This window comes from Muricaecibacterium torontonense (assembly GCF_004793925.1).
Classification (GTDB): Bacteria; Actinomycetota; Coriobacteriia; order Coriobacteriales; family Atopobiaceae; genus Leptogranulimonas; species Leptogranulimonas caecicola.
Genome location: NZ_SRYE01000002.1, coordinates 1 through 19812, shown reverse-complemented (window position 1 = coordinate 19812; position 19812 = coordinate 1). Strand labels below are relative to the sequence as shown.

The window sequence follows — 19812 nt, the reverse complement described above, 5'->3', positions numbered from 1 at the left end:
AGCTTGCGAGGGGACGGCGAAGCCGCCCCCTTCGAACCCCCGAATCTGTCCCCTCCGACTCAACATGTTCTGTCCGACAGAACCACGCGACCGAATGTCGGACACGGGGACGACTCCTCATGTCCGAACCTCTGGCGCGTTTTAATCGAAGGGACGGCGCTCGGGACTGAACCCCTCGACGCCGAGAGAACCGCGGCCGCCGTCCGAAGAATCGGCGTCGCCCGCAGGTTCGCGCACGACTGCGTTCGGGTCACCATCGGAAGGATTTCCGCCGTTTCCATGTCCGGCGTCCTTGCGCAGTGTCTTGACGAACGCGAGCACCTCTTCGGCGGAACCCATTTCCTTCACTTCGGGGAAGACCGCCACGAGGGCGTCGGCGTACGCCTTGGTCTTCGCAGCCTGCTTCTCGCGGCGCAACTTCTTCGCCTGAGCCTCAAGCTCGCGCGCCTTCTTGTCTATGTCATCGAATCTCTTGATAGCCATAATCAATCACTCCTTATCTATTTGAATCTATCTCTTCACTTGCGGTCGTTTCTCCGGACACCATGTACGCCGGAATCGACCCCACCTTGTTCCGCACATAGCCTCGATAGCTGTCCTTCACGTCGGGCTGCGCCAGACGCATCTTGTCGTTTCCCCGGTAGTCGCGATTCATCCACTCCTGTACCTGATATTCGAGAATCAGCATCTCGGGGACATCCATCCGGTTCGCCGAGCGGACCTTGTCCTGTAACTGCCATCCGTATTCCGGTGCAATCAGTTCGAGCGAGGAATAGAAGGAGTTCCGGCTCAGCATCTTTCCCTGAGGGACGTTCGTCTGGAACCAGTAGCGGTACAAATCGTATAGAAACTTGCAAGGGAGCAGGTCCCATGTGGCTTGGTCAAACACCTCGTCCGCGAACTGGCGAAGAGGGTCGTTGTCGACTCGGAACACGTCCAGCGACTTCTCGGATGCTTCGGGAACGCTGAACTCGTCGAAATCCATCTCGTACAGGGTGTGGAACAGGACGTATTCGAGGACATCCTTTCGTCCCAGATAATCGTCCTTGATGTATTTCCGCTCGCAGCCCTCGAATCGCTTCTCGAACGGAATCACGAGCAATCGCCTGTACATGGATTCCGACTTGTCCTTGAGCTTTGGAATCTCGTTCACGCATTGAATCATCAGCCCGCGGAAAAGGCACGGCATGGGAGCCTTGTACTTGCGGTTGAGCAGGAACGGGTCTCCCGTGATGACCGACTTGAGCGTGGCCGCCTTGTCGATATACGTTCCGACGTCGTTCTCGTCCGTGTTAATCGCCTGTACGCGGGTAAGCTCCTCAAGCATGAAATCCTGCCCGAAATCCTTCAGGGGAATCGAGGCCCAAGAGCCTTTCCCGAGCAGGTTCCGGACGAGGGCGCAGAACGTGCCCTTTCCGTTGTTGCCCTGAGTAGAGTACAGCCAGACGGATTTGTTCCACGGCATGTTCGGACGCAGGGAAGCCCCCAGCACCTCCCAGAGAACCTTGACAACCTCGGGGTCGTCGGAAAGCTCCTCCATCCACGAGACCACGTCCCAATCCGTTCCGTCTTGGTCGTTGTGGATGACCGGATTCCGGGCGTTCGGGACGAAATCCACGTTCGACTTGCTGGTGAACACGTACTTCGGGTCGAAATCCAGCAGAATCTTGTTCTCGTAGTCGAAGATTCCGTTGTTCACGGGAACGAGTGCCTTGTCTTTGCAAGGCTCCACCTTCGGCACGAGGACGCGCAGCTTGTTCTCGGTGTTGCGCATGTCCACATCGCTGATTCCCGGGTGGAGAGCCGTAATCAACCTCCGGACCGTCTCGGTGCGGGTGTCGTACAGCCCTCGCCGTTCCCCGTGGGATTGGTAGACCCCCACATCGAAATTCCCGTCGCCCTCCTGACCGTTCAGGCGGATTCCGACCGCGTGGTACAGGCGAATTATCACGCTCGCCACCTGCCAAGGCGTCAGAGCCTTCAGTTTCCGTACGCGGTCAGCAGGGGCTTTCGCGTTTGGGTACGCGTCCTTGACGGGCGCTCCCATAGGGGCGTTCGGGTCGCGGGGACCGAGGTTGTATTCCTCGATTGCGTTGTTGGTCGCCTGAAGAAGCTCCGCCTCGATGCTCTCGAACGGCAGGTCGGCGTCCTCGTCGAGGCCGTCCAGATAATCGTCCGTGACCGCCTTGAGCAGTCCGTTGTATGTTAAGTCTTGAAATTCGCTCATATCTGTGCTATCATTAACACAGTTGAAAGGTACCGTCCCGTAAGCGTCGCCAGCGCTGGGGCGGTTTTCTTTTTGCCTCATAACCTCACCTCCTTAATGAATCCCGTGAGACACCAGATATTTCTCGAACGTCTCGCGGTGAATACGACGACTGCGAATCGTGTCAGTCATCACCACGAAGTCCGCGTCATCGGCCTTCATCAGCGAACGCACGCGCCCGATTCCTATTTCGAACAGGGTCGACGCCTCGGCACTCGTCAGGAACGGCTTCGCCTTCAGAGCCGTGATGTAGGCCGCGTATTCCTCCATCGTCAGCTCGCTCCCGCCGAGAATCTTCTTCGTGAACCCCTTCTTCTGTTTTGCATTTGCCATAAAGCAACCTCCTTTTTCCTGTCTATAAACGCAAAAAAGCGGCGAACCAGAATCCAGCAATCAAGCTGAAATCTGATTCGCCGCTCGTCACGTTCGTGCGATTTCCGTCCTATTTGGACGGGTAGACGCTGTTGCCATCCCGTATCGGCTCGTCAGACCGATGCAGTTTCGAGGGCGGACCCTCATCGGCTTCCTCCCGAGCCTAAGGCTCGGTCTCAGATAGGCTTACGTCGGTATATCCCGGCCGCTATCCATCGGCAATCATGTCGCGAATTTATGCATATATTATACAACACAAAATGACGGAAAGCAATACCAAACATCACATACCAGCAGGTCAGGGGCATGTCTAACACTATTTCCCGCCATAAATGAGCAGAAACATTATGCAAAAAAATCGCAGTACAGGGGGAAGAGGGGTGCTCTCAGGTAAATGTTCCAGTTTTGTTCCACTTTTGTTCCAGTTTTTTCAGGCAAAATGGAACGCTGATTTCCCGATGGTTCTCGACCCGAAACGCCGTTGTTCCAATTGTTCCAGTTTTTTTCAACAAACTTTTTTATATATACGGATTTCTCTTTTTTCTTCTCGCGTAAATAAAGGTTTATAAAAAAGTGGAACAAATGGAACAATCGAAGAAATGCCCCGAGAATATGCGGGTTTCGTCTGTTCCAATTTTGTTTTGAGAAATGGAACAAGATTTTTCAAATCGGGCTGGAACACCGAGAAAATGCGGGAAATGTCTGTTCCAACTTTTTTGGAACAAAATGGAACAACAATACCTTGAGCACGTCACCCTTCCCATGTACCCAGTCCATAAAGCGCATCGAGCGAAGCGAGATGCAGGTTGTGCTCTTACATTCTTTTCAGAACGTCCTCAAAGCCGTTTTAGGGCACAGAAAAGCCCGAAGGGTAACAAGTACCTCCTCGGGCTTAAAACGTCTTAAAACGCAAAATACGATGTCAGAAAAACGAAAAGGGGACACCCTAAAGGGCATCCCCAAATCTATACACAAGCGCGAACTCATTCTTGATGAAGAAGAGTTCGACGCTTCCTCTTTTGGTGGAGGCGCGGAGAATCGAACTCCGGTCCTACATGGCCCCCTGGCAGGCATCTCCAAGCTCAGTCGTCGAGAAGGTCTCGAGAGGGGCGTGTGCGACGACGCACGGGCCCCGCTCCAGTTGGTTCGATCTTAGCCTGCGGCATACCAACTACGTCCGCAAGTGCAGCTTCCTAAGATGACACCGCAGGCAGGACAGAAGCGATCCTGCCTTTGGCGCGCTGGTTAGTTAAGACTAAGCAGCGAGGGCATACTGCCCAGAGAACTCATTGTTGTCAATTAATTGTTGACGGTACCCCTGTTTAACGTGGCGAGGAGACCACGGCTTGCTTCCTGCCTCAGGGCCATCCAGTCGAAACCAGTCGCCCCCTTGGTAAAAGGAAGGGCATTGTACCACAATGCCCTATAAATCATCAACTCATCTAAGAGAAGCCGAGAAACCCCGGCCGCTGCCGGCCGCACCCTTGGGGATGGGCTCGAAGCGAACCCTAGGCCTCGACGTCCTCTTCTACCAGCTCGAAGAGCTCGGGGCCTACGCCGCATACGGGGCATACGTAGTCCTCAGGCAGCTCGGGCTCGTCGATGGTGACTTCATAGCCACAGACGGTGCAACGGAACGTGTAGGTCTTCTTCTCATCAGCCATAGTCAGACTCCTTTGTGGTGGCGTGGGCGCGTCTCAAAGGCGCGCTGCGGTGTCACAGGGGCGGTTATCCGCCTTTGCTGGTGTAGTGCTTACCCAGACCAGCCCAAATCATCCCCCTTTTTTCGAACTCATTAATTGGCCACGTAGCTTGCAGCCTTGGGAGGCGTCTTGCCCTTGAGGGTGGTGTGGTACTCGGTATAGGTGAGAGGGGCCGCATCCCCGAGCTTCTCGGTCTGCACCACTTCGCCCACAAAGAGCAGGTGCGTGCCCATATCCAGCGTCTCCGAGACCCTCACTGCGATCATGGCGCACGCATGGTCCGTGGCATAGACGTCGCCCAGGTCGCTGGTGGCCACATCGATGCCCTCGTACTTGTCGATGTCGCGGGAGCTCCTAAAGCCAAAGCGGCCGATAAAGGGCATGTCCACGGTATTGTCCAGCACCGTCAGGGCAAAATGGCCCGCCTCCAGCATGCGCTCGCAGGTCACGTTCTCCTTGTTCACCGAGACCGCCACTTGGATGGGGGTAGCGGTCACCTGGGTGGCGGTGTTGATGACGCAGCCCGAGGAGCCCTCCTTTCCCGTGGCAGACACCACATAGAGGCCGTAGGTGAAGTCGAACATAGTGGTGGGATCGATCATTGACACACCCTTTCTCTTTCGCGCAGGCTCCTTTTGAGCCTGCCGCCCACATTGGGCGCCCAAACGGGCCCCAATGGTGTCATGCCCTGCGATTACGCTCTTTCAAGGCGCGGGCGATCTCGCGGTCCGAATCGCGTTTTGCCATATCGGCGCGCTTGTCGTAAAGCTTCTTTCCCTTTCCCAAGCCGATAAGAACCTTCACCCGGTTATGCTCGTCGAAATAGAGCTCCAAGGGCACCAATGCCGTACCTTTGGCTTTGAGCTTGCCCTCCAGATAGTCGATCTGACGGCGATGAAGCAGCAGGCGGCGGGGTCTGTCGGCGTCTACGTTCCAAAGGTTGCCATGGCTGTAAGGCTGAATATGCATACCGTGAAGCCACGCCTCCCCGCGGCGGATGAGCACGAAGGCGTCCGTGATCTGCGCCGAGCGCTCTCGCAGGCTCTTGACCTCGGTTCCCCTGAGCTCAATGCCTGCTTCCAAGGTCTCTTCGATGGAATACTCGTGGCGCGCTGCTCGATTCTTAGAGATCGGCACACGCTGGGGTTTGTCTGATTTGGCCATCTTCACTCTCCAGAGGCGTCTTGGGGTGCCTGTTGAGGGGCGTCAGGAGCCGTCTCTGAGCTGCGGATAAGATCCAGCAACAGGGCGCAGGCGTCCTCGCCCACCAGGTTGCGGGCTTTGAGGGTATAGCGGGTGGCGAGGGCCCGATCGCCCTGGGCCGCCGCATCGGTCGCGCACATGAGCAGGCACACCACGATGTCTGCGTTGGCGCCGTCGGGCAGCCCCTCGGCTTCCACCAGCTGGCTGGCAGCGGCAAACTCCATGGCAGCTGGATCGGCGGGAGTCCCTGCCACCGCAGCTACCAGCTCGTCCAACGGCTCATAGGGAGTCTCGAAGCGCAGGGCACATGCCAGGCAGGCTGCCTCGGCGTCTGGACGACCGGTATCGCCAAACCAGCGGGCAAAGTTGACATAGGCGCGAAGCAGGTGCTCGACCTCAGAAGCCCTGGCAAAGACCGAGAAGGTCAACGCCAAATACTCCTGAACATCTCCGGCGATGCGATAGAGCTCAGCCAAGTCCAAGCGGTAGCCGCAGCCCATGGGGTTCCAGCGCACCGCATGCTTGAGAGCGCCCATGGCCCCCTGGTAGTCCCCAGTGGCCACCAGGCCAAAAGCCAGGTCTCCATAGAGACGATCCAAGGGCTCGCCCACCGGCTTCAAGGTGCGAGGGTCGTGCTCCACTCGGCGGTAGGCAAGCCTGTCAAAGAGACTGGGGAAGCTGAAGTACTGCACCTGCTCGGTGGTAGGGCAGTTGCGGTCCACGTATTCCTCGGCGTCAGCCGCCATGGCGGTGAGCGCCTGGACTGCCGGCTCATAGTCTCCGGCGGCCAACAGGGCCTCCTGGGCTACGAGATCTGCCGTCATTTGGGATAGATCTATATTCATCGATGGTTCTCCTTGGGTTGGGGCGCTAGGGCGAAGTCGATGCGTCCTCGCTCGACATCCACCCCGCTTACCTGCACTGCGACCGGCTGACCCAGCCGCCACAGGCGGCCGTCGTCCTCGCCCACCAGTTGTAGGTGTTTCTCATCATAGGTAAACCACTGGTCGCCCAAGGCCCTCACCGGCAACAAACCCTCGGCGCCGGTGGCGCTCAGGCGCACAAAGAGCCCATAGCGCTCGCAGCCGCTGACTATACCGGTCTCGATGGCGCCGATGCGCTCGCTGTAGAGCTCGGCCATCTTGATCCGCTGGCTCTCGTACTCTGCCGCAGCAGCCGTGCGTTCACCCTCGGAGCAGTCGCGGCAGAGCTGGGGCAGCAGCTTGTCTTGCTGGCGCATCTCGCGCGACTGTGTCTGGTGGCTCATCCATGCCTTGAGGGCCCTATGCACCACTACATCTGGATAGCGCCTGATGGGGCTGGTGAAGTGGCAGTAGGCAGTGGCGCCCAGGGCGTAGTGGCCGTCGTTTCTCGGCAGGTAGATGGCCTTCTTTTGCGCCCGGAGCAGCAGGGTGGACACCAAAAGCTCATAGGGAGTCCCTGCCGCGCGCTCGAGCACCCCCTCAATGGCGAAGGGGTTGCCGGCAGCCACGGCCTGGGCTTGGAGGGAATCAACCAGATCGAACTCTGCCAAGATGGGCACCACCTTGGCCAGATCGTCTGGCGAGGGTGGCTCGTGGACGCGAAAGGCGGCAGGCACGCGGGCTGCGCTCAGGATGGCTGCCACCGCTTCGTTGGCGCAGAGCATGGCCTCCTCGATGAGGCTGGTGGCTCGGGTGGCAGTGCGCACGGTCACGCCAATGGGAGTGCCGGCCTCGTCCAGCTCCACCTTGGACTCCGAAGAGGCAAAGTCGATAGAACCACGCTGATGGCGCAGGGCGCGGCGCTTGGCAGCCAGCTCATCCAGGGTCACTAGGGACTGAGCCACCTGTTCCTGGGAGTCTGGACGCACCACCCCAGCAAGATCTTGGGGACTCGCTCCCTGGTCTAAAAAGGCATCCACCTGGTCATAGCTAAAGCGTGCGGCCGAGCAAATGACTGCCTTGGCAGGCTGGGCGCCCAAGAGCGCTCCCTGGCGATCCAGCTCCATGACCACTGCCATGGCACAGCGATCTTCGCCGGGCCTGAGAGAGCAGACGTCGCAAGAGAGCTCTTCTGGCAGCATGGGCAGCACGCGATCGGCCAGATAGACAGAGCAGGTGCGCTTGCGGGCCTCCACATCCATGGATGATCCCCATCCCACATAGCGGGTGACGTCGGCGATGGCCACCGTGAGCTCATAGCCCTTCGGGGTTTTGCGGGCAAAAACCGCGTCGTCAAAGTCGCGTGCCGTAGCCGGGTCAACGGTCACCAGCAACTGGTCGCGCAAATCTCTGGTGCCTGGCTCTGCCAACGCCCCTTGCGTATCTGCCACCACACACGAGGCCTCCTCTTGGGCGCGAGCAGGAAAAGCCACCGGCAGGCTATGGCGAGCGATGACCGATTCTATGGCCACATCGATCTCTTCTGGTGCCCCCACGCGCTCCTCCAGCGTCACCACGCCGGCTTCTCCACGCTTGGGGTACTCCAAAATGCGTGCCACCACCACATCGTTGCCAGCGACTCCCAGCCTCTCAGCCGAAAGGTCGTCTGGCAGCACAAAAAAGTCCCGGCGTATGCGCTCGTCCAGCGGCGTCACCACCCCCAGAGGATCCAGGGGCTGATAGATGCCCAAAAAGCTCGAGGTGGCACGCTCGATGACCGTTTGCACTCGGGCCAGCTTGTGGCCGTCTCGACCTGCAGACACCGTCACTCCCACGGTATCGCCATTCATGCCCTCACGAAGGCCTCCAGAAGCCAAAGGAAACGTGCCTTCAGCGGTGATCACCTCGCCCGCGCCCGGGCGCACTACCTTGAGCGTCCCCGTGAGTGCCCCATGGTGTTTGCGGCGAGTATGAGGCGGACGCCTTCTTGAAGCACTGCTGCGTCCCTTAGCCATAACGTCTCCTTACTGCAGTAATTCGCAATCTTTGGGTGTGTACCCTAACCTCTGGCAGGGCACCTCCAGCCCCCCAATTAAAGGACCCTCCGTGCCACAAAAACGCCCCGCGACCCTTGGGGGAGTCGCAGGGCGGAGGTGTCAGGGCTTCTCGGCAGGCCGAGCTGCCAAACACATCCAAAGCCTAGGAAGCTGCTAGACCTTGAGGTAGCGGCCCATGGCGATGGCAGAGCCAAAGAGGCCGATGATGAGGCCTACCAAGAGCAGCGCGCCATAGGTAACCCAGGTGACCTGAGGATCGATGGTGATCACCAGGAACTGCAGGCTGCTCTCCAGGCGGGGAAGCAAGAACGTGATGATGGCCTGCAGCGCGCCGATGGCCAGGATGGCGCCAAAGAGGGCTTCAAGTGCGCCTTCCATGAGGAAGGGCCCACGGATGAAGCCGTTGGACGCACCCACCAGACGCATGATGGCGATCTCGCGGCGACGGGCCGAGATGGCCAAGCGAATGGTGTTGTTGATGAAGACGAAGGCCACAAAGGTAAGCATGATGACCAGGACCACCGCGATGACACGAATGTAGTTGGCTACCGAAAAGAGCCGCTCCACGGTCTCCTGGCCGTACTGGACGGAGGCAGAGGGATTGTCTGGGTCGTCGCAGATGGCGGTGAAGTCGCTATCGCTTACCAGCTTTTGAGCGGTGGTAGCTACCTGCTGGGGATCGGTGAGCTTGATGACCAGAGAGGCAGGCACCGGGTTTTGGCCGTCCAGCGCATCCACAGCTGCAGCTGCGTTCTTGTTGGACATGGTGGTGCGATACTCCTCCAAAGCCTCGTCTTTGGACTTGTAGGTCACCGACTCTACGTTGTCCCAGCCCTTGATGGAGTTTTGCAGAGCGTCTACTGCATCCTGAGAGGCCTCGTCAGAGAGGAAGGCTTGGATGGTGACTTTGTCCTCCACCGACCCCACCATGTTGTTGATGAGGGTAGAGCCCAAGATGAAGACGCCGATGATGAAGAGTGACAGGAAGATGGTGACCACGGCACCCAGCGCCGTGGAGAGGTTCCTCCTAAAGTGATGGCCGGCCTCGCGCAGCGAGTACCCAAAGTTAGATGGCACCATAGTAGCCGTAGCCTCCCCTCTCTTGGTCGCGAACCACATGGCCGCCCTCTAGGGCGATGACGCGCTTGCGCATGGAGTCCACCATCTCGCGGTCGTGGGTGGCCATGAGGATGGTGGTACCGGTGCGGTTGATGCGCTCCAAAAGCTTCATGATGCCCAGGGAGATGGCCGGGTCGAGGTTGCCCGTGGGCTCGTCGCAGATGAGCAGCGGAGGGCGGTTGACCATGGCGCGGGCCACAGACACGCGCTGCTGCTCGCCGCCGGAGAGCTGGTCGGGGAACATGTCCATCTTTTCCTGGAGGCCCACCAAACGCAGCACCTCAGGCACCTGGGCCTTGATCACCGAGCGAGGCTTGCCGATGCACTCCAGCGTGAAGGCCACGTTTTCGTAGGTGGTCTTATCGGGCAGAAGCTTGAAGTCCTGGAATACGCAGCCAATCTGGCGGCGCAGGTAGGGAACCTTCCAGTTGCGCATGGTGGTGAGGTCCTGGCCGGCCACAATGACCTGACCCGAGGTGGCCCGCAGCTCGCGAGTGAGCAGCTTGATGAAGGTGGACTTGCCAGAGCCGGAGTGGCCCACCAAAAAGACGAACTCACCAGGATAGATGTCTACCGAGACGTCTTCCAGCGCCGGCTTGTTGGGCTGAGCCGGATAGATCTTGGTGACGTTGCGCATGGAGATGGTGGGGTCGCCGGTGCGGTTGACGCGCGGCTCGTCCTCGGCAGGGCGCAAAGGCGCGAACACGCTGGTAAAGCCCGGCTGGGCGGTAGGGTCAAAAGCGCCCTCTTGCACCGAGGTGCGCGCCGTCTCTACCACGACAGGCTCAAGATTGGTGTCCGAGAGCGGCTGGCCGGAGGGATTGGTGAAACCGGTGTGAGGTGCGGGACTTTGAGGAGCGGCGGAGAGATCCTGCTCCTGAGAGGTCGCCGCTGGGTTTGGGGAGGCTGCCGGCGTAGGTGCGTCTTGCCCCCCGTCACGCCTAAAGTGGTTGGCCACGAAATGCTCCTTTTGTCGTACGGTGGTGGTGAAGCTCGATGGCACAGGGCCCGAGCTGGCGAGAAGCAACCGTGCTACTGTTCCGAAGGCTTCCAGTCTTTGGTGGCTAAAAAGCCCTCCAGCGCCTTCTTGATCTCGTCCTTGTTGAGGATGCTGTCAACGGAGGCCACGTAGGCTTTTGGGTGCTCGATCTTATCGGCAAAGTCAGCCTGGGTCAAAATGAGATCGCCGCCAAAGCTGTCGATGTCGTCCAAGGACCCGTGCTGCGTGATGATGGGAAAGCCGTTCTCCTTGATGACTTGGTCGGCCTTGATCTTGAGCATCATCGAAGAGCCCATGCCCGCCTTACACACTACGAGCGCCTTGTACATATCCAACTCCTTCGAAACCGCACTGTTACTCGTGCAACCCTATAAGAGGGCAACTGCCTACATTACCACGGGGTTTCGGACAAACATAGCTGCCTAGAGCCATACCCACGGCTTTTACAAAGCACCTTACCGAGAAACGCCTTCTCGGCAGACGACAGCGCTTTTGTGGCAGACAGCCTCAAGTAGCAGCGACGCTCTAAAACCATAAGGCCATCCCGAGCGTAGCGGCCCTACAGGGGCGAAGGGACGCCTAGGTGCGGTCGATGGAGCGGAAGCCTTCGCCAAAGGCTTCGTGAATATCTGAGATTACCACCAGTGCCTCAGGATCCTCTGCCATGACAATGGACTTAAGGGTTACCACCTCATTGTTCGAGAGGATCACGAAGAGCATGGGATGAGACGCTCCTGACCACACGCCGCGCGCCTGAATCTCCGTGCAGCCGCGACCCAGCCCATAGAGGATTTCTGAGGCGATGGCTTCGTGGCACTCTGAGATGATCCAGGCTGCCTTTTCGCTGGCGGGACCGTCTACCACCAAGTCGAGCACACGGCCCATGAGATACATCATCACCATGGCGTAAAGGGCGTTTTGCAGGGAGAATACCGGAATCGAAGCCACTACGATAGCAGCATCCACCAGCACGCTGGCAGTCCCCAGAGGCATTCCCAGGCGGCGGTTCATGAACTGAGCCACGATATCTGTGCCGCCGGTATTGCCGCCGGTGCGAAAGACCAGACCTAGGCCAGCTCCGCAGGTGACACCTCCCCAAAGGGCGCAGAGGAGCAGGTCGCCGTTGCCCATAGGAGGCACGACGGGGGCAAACAGGTCGATAAAGAGCGAGCTGGCAACGATGCCGGCAATGGTCTTGACCAGATAGCGAAGACCGCCAGATTTAACCACCAAAACCATGAGCAGGGCGTTCATGACCAGAGTTTGGGTGCCTACAGGGATGACAAAGCCCGCCTGCTCGCCCAAGGCGTAGATGATGGTGGCAAGGCCTGTGACCCCGCCCGCCGCCAGGCCTTCAGGCACTGCGAACGCGTCCACTCCAAAGGCATAGAGCGCAGATCCGACGACGATGAGCAGCGCGTCTGTGAGGACTTTGCGTTTCTCGGCAGGTCCCATAGCCCGGGATTTATGCGGAGGCCGGGGCGGGCGCCCACCGGCTTCTACCGGCTGTTTCTTGCGGCTCATGAGGTATGCCCCAAAGCCCAGCGGTGGTAGGCCACGATGAAGGGGTCCAGGTCGCCGTCATCAAGCACTGCCGAGACGTTGCCGGTCTCTTGACCTGTGCGGGTATCCTTCACCAACTGGAAGGGGTAAAGCACATAATTTCTAATTTGATTTCCAAAGGAGATGTCGTGCTTGGGGCCGCGAAGCTCATCGAGCTCTGCTTCTCGACGGGCCTTCTCCTGCTCGTAGAGGCGAGCCTTGAGAATTTGCATGGCAGCAGCCTTGTTTTGAAGCTGGCTGCGCTCGTTTTGGCAGGTCACCACAAGTCCAGTGGGCAAGTGAGTGATGCGCACTGCAGAGTCGGTGGTATTGACCCCCTGGCCGCCGGGGCCTGAAGCGTGATAGACGTCGACGCGCAGGTCGCCGGGGTCGATTTCTACCTCGATGTCGTCCGGTAACACTGGAAGCACTTCCACTCCGGCAAAGGTAGTTTGGCGGCGCTTTTTGGCATCTGTAGGAGAGATGCGCACCAGACGATGGACGCCTTGCTCTGCCCGGAGCATACCGTAGGCATTCTTGCCCTCTACTGTGAAGGTGGCACGATCAAGACCTATGACATCTCCTGCAGGGGCATCGTTGATGTGGACCTTCCATCCACGCCGCTCACAGTAGCGCAGGTACATGCGAAACAGCATGTCAACCCAGTCTTGGGCCTCGAGGCCGCCCTGACCTGGTGTAATGGTCACAATGGCATCACCATGGTCCAACTCGTCGGTGAACCAGCTGGTGAGCTCGAGCTCAGACAGGTTGCTTTCTAGCTGCGAGGCCATAGCCTCAGCTTCTTGGCGTAGCTCCTCGTCATCTGTCTCTTGCGCCAGCTCGCTCGCCGCCACTGCATCATCCAAGAGCACACGAGCTGCCTCTATGGCCGAAATGTCTTCTTTGAGCCCAGAAAGCTCTTCCATGGTGCGCCGCGCAGCATCAGCATCGTCCCAAAAGCCCGAAGCGGCGCTCTGAGTTTCTAGTTCTGCTGCTCGCGCACGCTTCCCATCGAGATGGAGATATCCCTCCACCTCGATGAGTCGTGCGTTAAGAGCTACAAGATCCGTAGGCTCCTCGGACACTTAGCCCCTCTTTCCGTGACAATTCTTGAACTTCTTGCCTGAGCCACAGGGACACAGGTCATTGCGTCCAACACCGGCGTAGGGGTCGCCGGACTCCGCCTTCACGTAAGGCTTGCGCACCGGCGGCTTGGAACCCTCGCCGTTGCGTGCAATGTTGCTGGTAGCGGCGATGCGTCCACGACGCTGTTGGTTGCCCTGGTCGCCATCCACCTCGGCAGGGCCGGAGAAGGTGGCGTGAGCCAGAGGGTCGGGCTCTGGCTGGGGAGCCGGACGACGAGAGATCTCGATACGCAACAGGGTGCGTAGAAAATCCTCGTACATTACCGCGACAAACTGCTGGAAGGCACGAAAAGCCTCCTGTTTGTACTCCACCAGCGGGTCGCGCTGACCAAACCCACGTAGGCCAATACCCGTTTTAAGATAATCCATCTCCTGGAGATAGGTCATCCAGCGCTGATCGATCACGCGAAGCATGATTTGCTGAGAGAGATCGGCCATAGCCTCTTCGCCCAGGCTCTCTGCACGCTGCTCGTAGAGGCCCTCGATATAGTCATGGACGACCTTGGTAACCTGCTCGCGGTCCATCTCGCTATCGAAGACGGGAAGGTCTTTTTTGCCCGTGAGCTCTTCGAGCCACTTAGAGAGGCCTTCGAGATCCCACTCCCCCGAGGTGGAGCTGGAGCAGAACTCACCGATGGCATTGTCCACCACCTGATCGAGCACCTCTTGGAGGTGGCCTACCAGGTCTTCGCCATCCAAGATGCGGTTGCGCTCGGCGTAGACCACCTTACGCTGCTCGTTCATGACGTCGTCGTAGTCAAGAACGTTCTTACGCATGCCAAAGTTGATCTCTTCGATCTTGCGCTGGGCGCCTTCGACGGCCTTGGTGACCATCTTGGCTTGCAACGGCATGTCATCAGGCATGTCGTAGCGCTGCATCATGGTGCCAATGCGATCCATGCGATCCCCACCGAACAGACGCATTAGGTCGTCTTCCAGCGACAGATAGAACTGGGTCTCACCCGGATCGCCCTGACGGCCAGAACGGCCGCGGAGCTGGTTGTCGATACGGCGGGACTCATGACGCTCAGTGCCAATGACGCAAAGACCGCCAGCATCCACCACGTGCTCACGCTCGGCGGCGCAGATGTTCTTAGCCTCAGCCAGAGCTTCGTCGCGCTCGGTATCGGTGGCCACATCGAGCTCAATGCCCTTGTCCACCAAGATATCCTCAGCCAACACCTCGGGGTTGCCACCCAGCAAGATGTCGGTACCACGACCAGCCATGTTGGTAGCAATGGTGACTGCACCCTCACGACCTGCCTGAGCGACGATTTGAGCCTCGCGTTCATGGAACTTCGCGTTGAGCACCTCGTGCTCGATGCCACGCTTGTCCAGAAGGTTAGAGAGGCGCTCGGAGTTCTCGATGGTGACAGTGCCTACCAACACCGGCTGTCCCTTCTCATGGCGACGCTGAATGTCGTCGGCCACGGCATTGAACTTATGCTCGATGGTGCGATAGACCTGGTCATCGTGATCCTCGCGAATCACGGGGCGGTTGGAGGGGATCTCCTGAACCGGCAGGTGGTAGATCTCGCGGAACTCGCCGTCCTCTGTCATGGCCGTACCGGTCATGCCAGAGAGCTTGTCGTAGAGGCGGAAGTAGTTTTGCAGTGTGATGGTGGCTAACGTCTGGTTCTCTTCGAGCACCTTGACGTTCTCTTTTGCCTCGATGGCCTGGTGAAGGCCATCGGAGTAGCGGCGGCCTTCCATAATGCGGCCGGTGAACTCGTCGACGATCTTTACCTCGCCGTTGGTGACCACGTACTGCTGATCGCGATGGAACATGTACTCGGCCTTGAGCGCTTGCTGGAGGTGATTGACCATCTGGCCTGCCAGATCTCCATAGATCTCAATACCCAAGCGGTTCTCGATCTTCTTCAAGCCCTCGTCAGTGGCCATAATGGTGTGCTTGGCCTCGTCCATCTCGAAGTCCTCATCGGGAGTCAAACCACGCACTGCACGTGCGAAGTCGCGATAGAGGGAGGCGGACTTGCTCCCCGCGCCAGAGATGATAAGAGGGGTACGAGCCTCGTCGATAAGGATGGAGTCGACCTCGTCCACGATGGCGTAGTGATGGCCGCGCTGCACACGGCGAGAAGCTTGGGTCACCATATTGTCGCGCAGGTAATCAAAGCCAAACTCAGAGTTGGTGCCATAGGTAACATCTGCATCGTAGGCCGGGTGTTTGGCAGCCAGCGGCATGCCGTTTTGCAGCAAGCCCACATTCATGCCCATGGCACGATAGAGGCGACCCATCCATTCGGAGTCGCGCTTGGCCAGGTAGTCGTTGACGGTCACGATATGAACGCCCTGCCCATCCAGAGCGTTAAGGTAGCCAGCCAGAGTGGAGACCAACGTCTTGCCTTCGCCGGTTTTCATCTCTGCGATCATGCCACGATGAAGCGCGATGGCGCCAATGACCTGCACGTCGAAGTGACGCATGCCAATGGTGCGCTCAGACATCTCTCGCACTGCCGCGAAGGCATCAGGCAAAAGATCGTCCAAAGACTCGCCATTGGCATGGCGCTCCTTGAACTTGGGAGTCATGGCGGCAATCTCTGCATCGCTCATGGCTGCATAGGTAGGAGCCAGTGCGTTGACGCGATCCGCCACTTTTTGGAATTCTTTGAGCTCTTTATCAGAACCCATCGAAAGAATCTTTGAAAACAGTCCGGGCATGGGTATCTATCCCTTTCGAAACGAATTGCCATCCATCAATGCATTTGGCAGTCGTTCTACTATACCTGATCTACTTTCATGCCTCATACAGTATTGTGGGCTTATGAGTATTAAACAGGTAGTTTCAGCCTCCCTAGACCCCAGCTTACCCATCGTCTCTCATCAATCTATCGTCCCCTCTTTATCTCGCGCTGCCAGCGATGCTTCATTCGCCTTCTCCAGCGCCTCTTCTTCCAGATAATCCAACTCCCATTTACGCCCTGCAGGCTGTGCCCAACCCTCACCAGCCTCCATCGAACGCAGGCGCACCAGCTCATTGGTAAGTGCATTCATTGTGGCACCAGGACTCTGCCTGTACCGCCTTCTCATCTCCACCCTAAATTCCCGGCATACCTCTTCTGCCTCACTAAACCGACGCATATCCATAAGAGCCCGCACCAGCTCAGTACACGCATCTTCCCTACAAGGCGCGAGGGCAAAAGCCGCTCGAGAGAGCTGCAGCGAATCTCTGGGATGCTGGATCTCCCTCGCTCTATGTGCCCCTCGTACCAGCGCATCGAGGTAACGCTGTTCCAGAGCGTCATGTTCATGAGCGAAGAAATCCGAGGCTGCGCCGATAGGCGGCACAAATAGCCCACCACTATAAAGCCGAGAAGCCCTTAACGCCTCAGTCGCACATACACTGGCGCTCCTCGCCCCTAACGCGCTGTCGATGTGCCGACGTAACCGATCGATGTCATAGCTCACTTGCTGTGTATCCAGGCTCACCAGACCATTTTGGTGGACAAGCAGGCTTTTGTCGGCACCTATTGCGCCTAGCGCCTTGCGGGCTGCAGAGACTGCCGAGTAGAGAGCCTGTCTAGCCTTCTCTACAGTTTTGTCAGGCCACAACCACGCGAAGAGCTCATAGCGGTAAGCCATATGGCTCTCTAGGAGAGCCAAGCACTCCAACAAAGAACTTGCAGATGTACGCCGCCACTGTTTTTTGGGCACCAGTTTTCCATCCACACGAATCTGAAGGCCTCCCAACACATGGATAGAAACTGTAGTGCCAGAAGACGCGACTGCCTCCGTTGACTTTTCCTGAATAGAGGCCACTACAAGGGCTTTGCGCAGTTTTCTACGGTCCTCAGCCGCTTTACGCCAGCTCTTTGGCAGCAAATCTTTTAAAGCTGCGCCTTGGAAGTCGAAGCTCAACAATAGGTCGACAAACAGCACCGAGAGCGCGTCAGGTCTGCACTGGCCCAGGCGCTGCTTATGCTCCAGACGTCTTTCCAAAGGTTCGCGCGTCTTATAGAAGAGCGTAGCCACCACCTTGGTAAGGGCACCCATAGGGGTGGTGGGGCTATCGCCCTCCACACAGGAGAGGTAACTCAAAGCCTCATGGTTGCTCAACGCCACCAGCGCCAGACCAAGATCGCGCGCCTGCCCCATCCATTGGGGGAGGCTGGCCGAAAGCAAGGGCTTGAGCATCGCCTCAGCCTGAGCAAAAGCCCCTTCCTGCAAATGTACAAGCCCTGCTCCGAGGCTCAGTAGATTGAGCATCACCTCATCGTGGCTTTCATCGGCCATGGCCCAACTCTCTTGTATGAGGCTACAATCACGCTGCTTTCCTTGAGCAACCTCGACAATCCAACAGAGAGCATTCTCATGGAGCCCCAGCCTCTCCCGAGGGTGAGTTCGCAGTGTCTTAAGAGCTCTAGCGAGCTCAGTCTTAAGATCCAGGGTGACGCCCTCTCCCAGCAATCCACAGGCGCAATAGGCATCTACCACCAACAGGGATCCCCCTACCGTCTCACTAGCTTGAGAACTCATTGCCCAAAAACGAGCTTCTGCAGCGCTCCTCCACTCTCCAAGAAGCAACTGCTCCCTAAACAAGCAATGTTGCTCCAATTGGTCCTCTAATGCTTGCACTGTTGAAGCTTTTTTGGCTTTGGAACGAGACCTGCAGATCCTGCCACTTTGTGCGCTGCGATCTTTATTTTCATCTTCTATAAGAGCACTTGTATCTGGTTCTGGCCATTGCCGATAAAGTGAGAGAGAGCGCTCTAGGCTTGCAAGCGCACCGCCTACAGAACCATCAGACAACCTGATGACTTCTCGCAACTTTGGAGATCGCGCATCTATTACCCCCGAGCATAGCTGAAAGATAGCTCTTGCCTGTGTCAAACCCGCTGACAGCTCTTCTTCTTGCTTATCTGCCTCATAGAGCACTTCACGCAGAATATCTGATCCTGTGGCATTCCATAATTCTAGTGGCATGGTCTCAGCAAGCAGCTTGAGGTCTAGCCACTGACGGCAAGGATGAGCTATCGAAACTACCTGTTTGAGCCGCTGGTTTTTCGTAAGTTGTTGTAAAGCTTCTTTCACAAGCTTTGGGAACTCTTCTCCGATTCTTTGAGCCAGCGCAGGAGGAATGTAGGGGCCGCCCACTATCCGAAAAGCTGTGAATGATGAGTCCACCCCTAAAATTGGAACCTCTTGATAGGCGCATCGAATTAGCTCATCGTCTACGCGCACACCGAGTAAACGCAGCTCTTCAAAGGTACCTTCACCCAGAAGAACCATAGCGGCACGTAATTTTCGATCTTCTTTTATAAGTCCATCTGACACTGCGTTATAGAGCAACATAGAACGCACGGACTCATACGCACTTGAATCAGTACCCCTGTTGAACCATACCCCGTCGCTGGCGAGTCCTTCTAATAAAGAAGCAATGTTACCGGTCAAGGATTCCATGCTTTTGAGGGTCAATCGAATGGAGGAGTCGTGGAACCACTGCTGCACCTCCTCAATACTGGCAAGCAGATCATAAGCCTGGATGCAAGAATACTGTCCCACTGTTTCCAAAGCCGCCAGACTTGCTATATCCATACGCATAATGACGTGAGTCTTCGAAGTAAGTCTCTGTAGGTAGGCGCTGATTGCCTGCGCATCTTCTGTGTCAAGCCGCGTTATTCCTTCAACACATAGGACTTCGAAAGGATAGCTATCCTGGCTGTCTTTTAGTTCCACCAATGATGCTAATGCCTCTCTAACCACATAGCTTGGCATATTGTCACAGCGAATGAATAAAGGCGGTTTCACCGAATTGCTTATCGCACGTGCAACTTCATGGGCAATTGAGGTGGCACCATAGCCTTTGCCCGCACAATAAATTAGAAGTCGATCTTTCTTGAGTTGGATGACAAATGCCTCAAGAAGTTTTTGACGATGAATACGAGGGGCGGCAGGCTCCTGCTCCATCACGGTTCCTGGAGGAAGAAAGAAAGACACCTGTTCAACCATTCCACCTAGAGTAGACCCAGCTGTGATACGATGCGTAGCCATGGCGTGTTCCTATCTCCCTTGGTTTTGTTGTGGCCCTCTTGGTTTCGTTGTGTATATGAGAGCACTAAGTATTCTTACTCAATAAAGGTGCTGGTAAGGCACATTGATCTACGCATCTCAAGAGGGATAGTTTTCGTTTGTATTTTTATTTATAAGGTTCTAACTGGTGTCTCATGAATAGATGCTGCTATTACCACTTTTTAAGGACAGTATCATGTAGGACACTAGATTACATTTAATATTTGCCAAATTATTGTCATCGGCCAACGGTATTTTACTATATATGCGTATATTATCTTCTGTTTATAACTATTTTTGTATTTCTATTCACTTATAGAAGTAATTTCTTCTGAGATACAGTTTCTTAATGTCTCCTACGCAGGACTATCCATAGTTATTTTATTTGTTGTTTATTCATTACCGTTCACACTAGGCTACTGATATCCTTTCCCCCAAACGCAAAAAGCCCCGTTGTCACTGGAGTGGCAACGGGGCTTTGAAGTGACGCCTAGGGCGGGTCGGCGACGTCC

The 19812-nt window shown here is 56.9% G+C and carries 15 protein-coding genes and 1 other RNA gene; all 16 read right to left on the bottom strand.

Annotated features, from left to right (window positions below; translation table 11 throughout):
* Positions 1-141: 141 nt before the first annotated feature.
* The 16 genes from E5334_RS03100 to E5334_RS03025 all read right to left on the bottom strand — a co-directional run bounded on the left by E5334_RS03100 (position 142) and on the right by E5334_RS03025 (position 19282).
* On the bottom strand, positions 142-483 hold the full coding sequence (locus tag E5334_RS03100) for a hypothetical protein (RefSeq protein ID WP_136012166.1): 342 nt from the start codon (positions 481-483) through the stop codon (positions 142-144).
* 13 nt (positions 484-496) lie between these two features.
* Positions 497-2308, bottom strand: a complete 1812-nt coding sequence (locus tag E5334_RS03095; protein ID WP_136012165.1) for a DNA primase family protein — start codon at positions 2306-2308, stop codon at positions 497-499.
* A 12-nt stretch (positions 2309-2320) separates the two neighbouring features.
* Positions 2321-2599 (bottom strand): excisionase, encoded by a 279-nt coding sequence (locus E5334_RS03090; RefSeq protein WP_009270622.1) that lies wholly within the window; start codon positions 2597-2599, stop codon positions 2321-2323.
* A 1059-nt stretch (positions 2600-3658) separates the two neighbouring features.
* Positions 3659-4028: a transfer-messenger RNA gene (gene ssrA, locus E5334_RS03085) on the bottom strand.
* A gap of 118 nt (positions 4029-4146) precedes the next feature.
* Positions 4147-4302, bottom strand: a complete 156-nt coding sequence (locus tag E5334_RS03080; RefSeq protein WP_136012164.1) for a rubredoxin-like domain-containing protein — start codon at positions 4300-4302, stop codon at positions 4147-4149.
* Between the two features lie 131 nt (positions 4303-4433).
* Entirely contained in the window at positions 4434-4943 is a 510-nt protein-coding gene (locus E5334_RS03075) for a flavin reductase family protein (RefSeq protein WP_265591894.1), read from the bottom strand.
* Positions 4944-5022: 79 nt separating this feature from the next.
* The gene (gene smpB / locus E5334_RS03070; RefSeq protein WP_136012163.1) at positions 5023-5505 is read right to left on the bottom strand and encodes an SsrA-binding protein SmpB; all 483 of its coding nucleotides are present in this window, start codon (positions 5503-5505) and stop codon (positions 5023-5025) included.
* A gap of 2 nt (positions 5506-5507) precedes the next feature.
* Positions 5508-6389 (bottom strand): tetratricopeptide repeat protein, encoded by an 882-nt coding sequence (locus tag E5334_RS03065; RefSeq protein WP_265591892.1) that lies wholly within the window; start codon positions 6387-6389, stop codon positions 5508-5510.
* Complete coding sequence (locus E5334_RS03060) at positions 6386-8422, bottom strand: ribonuclease R family protein (protein ID WP_136012162.1); 2037 nt, start codon at positions 8420-8422, stop codon at positions 6386-6388. Before E5334_RS03060 ends, E5334_RS03065 begins: the two co-directional genes overlap by 4 nt.
* Positions 8423-8617: 195 nt before the next feature.
* Entirely contained in the window at positions 8618-9544 is a 927-nt protein-coding gene (gene ftsX, locus E5334_RS03055; RefSeq protein ID WP_136012161.1) for a permease-like cell division protein FtsX, read from the bottom strand.
* Positions 9531-10541: a cell division ATP-binding protein FtsE gene (gene ftsE / locus E5334_RS03050; protein ID WP_265591890.1), complete on the bottom strand. Its 1011-nt coding sequence runs from the start codon at positions 10539-10541 to the stop codon at positions 9531-9533. Before ftsE ends, ftsX begins: the two co-directional genes overlap by 14 nt.
* A 74-nt stretch (positions 10542-10615) precedes the next feature.
* Positions 10616-10912 (bottom strand): PTS sugar transporter subunit IIB, encoded by a 297-nt coding sequence (locus tag E5334_RS03045; protein WP_136012160.1) that lies wholly within the window; start codon positions 10910-10912, stop codon positions 10616-10618.
* A gap of 250 nt (positions 10913-11162) precedes the next feature.
* Positions 11163-12107, bottom strand: a complete 945-nt coding sequence (locus tag E5334_RS03040) for a YitT family protein (RefSeq protein ID WP_275438898.1) — start codon at positions 12105-12107, stop codon at positions 11163-11165.
* Positions 12104-13210 (bottom strand): peptide chain release factor 2, encoded by a 1107-nt coding sequence (gene prfB / locus E5334_RS03035; protein WP_136012159.1) that lies wholly within the window; start codon positions 13208-13210, stop codon positions 12104-12106. Before prfB ends, E5334_RS03040 begins: the two co-directional genes overlap by 4 nt.
* Positions 13211-15952 (bottom strand): preprotein translocase subunit SecA, encoded by a 2742-nt coding sequence (gene secA / locus E5334_RS03030; protein WP_136012158.1) that lies wholly within the window; start codon positions 15950-15952, stop codon positions 13211-13213. It abuts the gene before it with no gap.
* 162 nt (positions 15953-16114) lie between these two features.
* Positions 16115-19282, bottom strand: coding sequence for an AfsR/SARP family transcriptional regulator (locus E5334_RS03025; protein WP_136012157.1), 3168 nt, complete (start codon positions 19280-19282; stop codon positions 16115-16117).
* Positions 19283-19812: the final 530 nt, after the last annotated feature.